Origin of the sequence: Gluconobacter japonicus (assembly GCF_002723975.1) — a bacterium.
Lineage (GTDB): Bacteria > Pseudomonadota > Alphaproteobacteria > Acetobacterales > Acetobacteraceae > Gluconobacter > Gluconobacter japonicus.
On record NZ_BEWO01000053.1, the window covers coordinates 1 to 5,048 of the forward strand.

A 5,048-nucleotide genomic window follows, 5' to 3' on the forward strand; every position below is an offset into this window, starting at 1 on the left:
CGCCGCAAAGGCAGTGAACACACGCCGGACCTATCGCTCGGCCGTGCGCTCCTGGTGCGCATGGGCGGCAGGACATGGGCTCCCTGCCCTGCCCGCCCGCAGCGAGGATGTCGCCGCCTATCTGGCTGATCTTGCGCTGCAGAAGAAGCGACCCGCGACGGTGGATCTGCACCGTGCCGCACTGCGCTATCTGCATCATATCGCTCAGGTTCCCGTCCCGACCTCCCATGCCCTGGTGTCCGAAACTGTTGCGGGTATTCGCAGGACGTCGACGGGAAGCGCGTCCCGTCAGGTCAAGGGACTGACCTGGGATCTGTTGAGCGAGGTCATTGAGCAGATCGATAGCACCGAGCTCGTGGGCGTCCGCGACAGGGCCATTCTTCTGCTCGGCTTTGCCGGCGCCCTCCGACGGTCCGAAGTGGCGGCGCTGTGCCTGGAGAATGTAGCGCTCGATGATGACGGGATGCGGATCCGGCTGGACCGGTCCAAGGGGGACCGGACCAGTCAGGGTGTCGAAGTCGCCATCCCGCGCGGCATTACTGCCCTGTGTCCGGTCCGGGCCTATGAAGCGTGGCTTCGGAAGGCGAAACTGGCCGACGCCAAGGGACCGGTTTTCCGGCGGGTGTGGCTCCCGCCTGCTGCCGAGGCCGGTCAGCCCCCTGCCCCGCCCGCGATGGGTTCAGAGGCGCTGTCTGACCGGTCTGTGGCCCGGATCATTCAGAAGCGCTGCCTGGATGCGGGACTGACAGGCGATTTCAGCGGGCACAGCCTGCGACGCGGAGCGATCACCACAGGCGCTCGTGACGGCACGGATCTGGTCTCACTCAAGCGTTTCTCGCGACACCAGACCTTCGGCGTGGTGGAGAAATATATCGAGGTCGAGGATGCTATGACAAAGCATCCAGGGCGAAGTCGGTTCTGATTGGTCCTAGAATGAATTCAGGTGTGCACTTTACCGGGATTTGCGGTGAAATCCTCGATCTTCTCGATCCTCTTTTGTGCCGCGCAAGTGTGAACTTTAGCGGAGCCGTCCGCGAGGGCAGAAGAATCGCTCGGAGCTGGTAAGATATCTTGGCTATCCCGTGCACTTTGGCGGGGACGGTGTGCACTTTAGCGTCGGAAGTGTGCACTTTTCCGGAGAGTGATACGCTAAAAGCGGGACTCTTCCGTGTTGTCCTGTGCACTTTAACGGGACAAACTAATATATAACTAATATCTTCTACTAAGCATCTTCCCTCTAAAGTGCACATCCGTGCCAGAGCATTTCCGCTCCCCGGTAAAGTTCACGGAGACAGATTAACTAGCTTTAGTCATACTCTCCATGTCGGAGAGATTGGCATGGCTAAAGTTCATCGAATTATAGAGCAGATAGGGCGCCAAGGCGCGCTTCAGCTTGATATAGATCGACGCGTGATCGACATCGCGAGTGGTTATATGTCGAGCGAAGAACTTGGCATTGGCTTTTTGTATTCTGGCTGGGCCCAGGCGGCATTGCCGCATAGAAGACTTAAGTCGAGCGCTGCATGGCAAGTAAAAAGCGATCACGTAACGCTGCTCGTAGAGCCGGGACGGAGACCAGGGAAAGACGCCGAGCCTGAGTACGTAGGAGTTCCCTATGGAAGTAAAGCCCGCTTGATTATGCTTTATCTTCAGACCGAGGCACTGAAGACAAATAGCCGGGAAATCGAGATAGGAAAAAGCCTCCGATCATGGCTGAACCGCATGGGCATTCCCATCGGAGGAAAGGCAGTCGCAGACGTTCGTGATCAAGCCGAGCGGATTGCGCGTTGTCGTCTGAGCTTTCATATAAAAACTGCCGATAGCACAGGATTCCTAAATCAAAATATCATCGACTCAGGAATGATCACTGAGTACGACGACGCGACAGGGAAACCAACGTCATTCCTTGACGCAGTGAAGTTGTCCGAAAATTTTTTTCAGCAATTAAAACGCCACCCGGTTCCGATAGAAGAGGCCGCCATTAGGCATCTAAATGGTCATTCTCAAGCTTTAGATATTTATTGCTGGCTAGCGTATCGCTTACACGTCTTAAAAAAGCCTACACCCGTTACTTGGGCGGCTTTAAAATTACAATTTGGACCAGGCGTTGCCCGTATGGACCATTTCCGCACAGGCTTTTTAGATAATTTGGGATTGGCATTAGCAGTTTATCCTGCGGCGAAAGTTGACGTCGACCGAACAGGCGCAACCCTGTTTCCCTCCCCACCCCCAGTTAAGCCAAAAACACTCTCGTAAAGACGGGATTACCTTCGGTATACCGTTGACCTACCTTTGTAAGACAGCTAAGAGAAGGCGTAATACTCGTCTGCAAGTGGAATGAGAGGTATACCGAAGGTCTTCCGTTTCCATGCAGTATACTATTCTGGAGAACCTTAATGCCAACTATCGTCTTCGCTTCTCCGAAAGGTGGAGCAGGGAAATCTACGACAGCTATTCTCTTGGCATCGGAGTTTGCACATAACGGTGCCTCCGTAACTCTAATTGACGCTGATCCAAATAAGCCGGTTGCTCGTTGGGCATCACTGCCTGGGAAACCGGATACGTTAAAGGTAATTGAAGACGTTACCGAAAAGACTATTATAAAGACGATTGACCACGAAGCAGAAGAAAGTTCTTTTGTAATAGTAGATCTCGAAGGTACCGCGTCAAGAATGGTACCTTATGCAATGAGCCGTGCGGATCTTGTAATTATCCCTACGAGAGGTTCAGCCCTCGACGCTGTTGAAGCTGTTTCTGCTGTTAGAGAGGTCAGGCAGCAGGAAGAGGCATTTAGAATCAACATTCCCTGTGCCATCTTATTTACCTGCACAAGCGCAGCAATACGACCGCGGACTTTATCTGCTATTGAAGCAGAATTCCGGGAGAACGGCGTACCCGTGTTCTCGGTTCAAGTTCATGAGCGTGATGCATACAGAGCGATTTTTTCTTTCGGAGGTACTATTCGTACTCTCGATCCCAAAAATGCGCGCAATCTTCCGAGTGCCGCAGCGAATATCGAAGCTCTTGCTAGAGAAGTGATAGAATTACTATCCAGCGAACAGGACGTAGATCGATGAAATCACGCACAAGCATCTTTGCGGATCCTCAAAAGGGTGGAGCTATGGATCTTTCCAAATTCAAGCCCGCACCAAAAAACAAAGATACGAGGCCCGCCCCTGAGGAGATTGACCGGATCTCGGAAGGATCCCGATTTGTCAGTAGAGAAAGTGTGTCCGAGCCCGAAAACACCGCAGGTAAGACTGAATCTAATCAAGCCACGAGGAAACCAAGAGCGTATCGAACAGGACGACATCGCGTGGTCAGTGTGAAGACTACAAATGAACACGCAGAACGGTTTTATGAGCTCGCAGACAAATTAGGTTTAAAAGTTGCGGAGACGTTTGAGTTAGCTATAGCGGCACTGGAGCGTGACAAGGGTCCATGATCAAATGAGAATGCCCGCAACGGGGGGGGTCTTGTTTCAAATAGGGAGGTTCCCCTTTCCTACCCCGGTAGACGGTAGACGGTAGACCAACCGTATTCCCTTTCACTAACGTTCTGAACGTGGATGGTGGGGAACACTCCCTGCCCCACCTTTCGGTGTCTGCCCGTGGTAGACTGACTGTAGACCCGGACGTTTGATTGGCTCGTCCTCTCATAAGTGGTAGACGGTAGACCGACCGTATTCTTTTTCACCGACGTTCTGTACGTGGATGATGGGGAACACTCCCTGCCCCACCTGGAGGGTTCGAAAAACCTTTTATTGACTGCATCTTGCGCCTGATTTCAGGTTTCTGGCGGGTTGATTAACGGTTTCTGGGGTAGCATTCGATCTGCGTTTTGGGCAGATCTGGGGCTGTCACCCGCTGGATTGCTACGCGGCGGCGTTAATCCGCTCCAGAAGGAGAAAGCGGCGCATATTATAGATGATATTGGCCAGCCCGATCCTCATGGTGGCTCGAGCGATACCGACTGTTCGGACGAACATCCCCGTCTGTGATTTCTGATCAGCAAAGACATGTTCGACACGCGACCGGATCACCGACTTCCCAGCGTTGGAGCGCTGGATATGGCGAGGCATGGGTTTGAGATGTGGCTTTTTCCTGTGAACCCTGGAGACAAAGCCATGCTTTTCCATGAAGTCCTCATTGGCTTTTGAACGGTAGGCCGTATCTGCCCAGACTGCTGATGCCATATTGGTTTTATCCAGCAGGCCCTCGCGTAGTCTGGCACCATCGCTGGCCGCTGCATCGGTCGTCTTCCATTTACGGATCAGCCGGAATTTCCGGTCGATAGAAATATGCGATTTATAGCCAAAGAATGGGATAGCGAGATCCGTTGACGGGATCGTTCCATCCTCCTGCCGCTTCGCTTTGGTGAACTTCAGGGTCCAGCGTGCATGCCTGTCCTTGTGGGACAGCTTTGCCGGCTTGTCCTGCCAGTTTTCAGGAATACGCCCTGCCCGGAGATCTGCCTTCTCAGCGTTGGTATTGCGCTGCTTCGGAGCCGCTACCAGCGTGGCATCCAGGATCTGGCCTGACATCGGCAGATAACCAGCGTTACGCAGGGTTGCGTCAAAGCGATTGAACAGACCACCAATCGCACCAGCCTGGGTCAGACGTTCTCGAAACAGCCATACCGTTCTGGCATCAGGTACACGGTCCGACAGCCCCAGACCTAAAAAGCGCATGAAGGAGAGACGGTCGTTGATCAGGTATTCCGTCCGTTCATCGGACAGATTGTTGAGTGTCTGGATCACCAGGATCTTGAACATCAGCACCGGATCAAACGGCGGACGCCCGCCTTTGCTCCCGTCTGAATAGGCCAGTGCCTTCTCCAGGTCAGGGCGGAAGACTTCAAAATCCACAGTCCGGGAAAATGCTTTGAGCTGATCACCAAGCCCGCTCAAGCGGGCAAGCCGCTCTTCAACGTCAAAAAATCCCGCCTGTTTCATATCGTCATTCCTCCAACCAGAACCGGAAAAATGGAATCACAGCGCAGGCCTCAATACCAAGGGGTTTTTCGAACCCTCCACCTTTCGGTGTCTG

4 protein-coding genes are annotated in these 5,048 nt (G+C 53.3%); 3 read left to right on the forward strand and 1 reads right to left on the reverse strand.

The window, feature by feature from the left end:
* The 3 genes from GJA01_RS14885 to GJA01_RS14895 all read left to right on the forward strand — a co-directional run.
* Positions 1-922 (forward strand): site-specific integrase (locus tag GJA01_RS14885; RefSeq protein ID WP_169925655.1); only part of this gene is annotated, 922 nt, incomplete at its 5' end.
* A gap of 416 nt (positions 923-1,338) precedes the next feature.
* Positions 1,339-2,256 carry a replication protein RepA gene (locus tag GJA01_RS14890; protein WP_061928382.1) on the forward strand — a complete coding sequence of 306 codons (918 nt, stop codon included), beginning with the start codon at positions 1,339-1,341 and terminating at the stop codon, positions 2,254-2,256.
* 140 nt (positions 2,257-2,396) lie between these two features.
* Entirely contained in the window at positions 2,397-3,077 is a 681-nt protein-coding gene (locus tag GJA01_RS14895; protein ID WP_061928380.1) for a ParA family protein, read from the forward strand.
* 797 nt (positions 3,078-3,874) lie between these two features.
* Here GJA01_RS14895 and GJA01_RS14905 read toward each other — a convergent pair.
* The gene (locus GJA01_RS14905) at positions 3,875-4,954 is read right to left on the reverse strand and encodes an IS5 family transposase (RefSeq protein ID WP_099282489.1); all 1,080 of its coding nucleotides are present in this window, start codon (positions 4,952-4,954) and stop codon (positions 3,875-3,877) included.
* Positions 4,955-5,048: the final 94 nt, after the last annotated feature.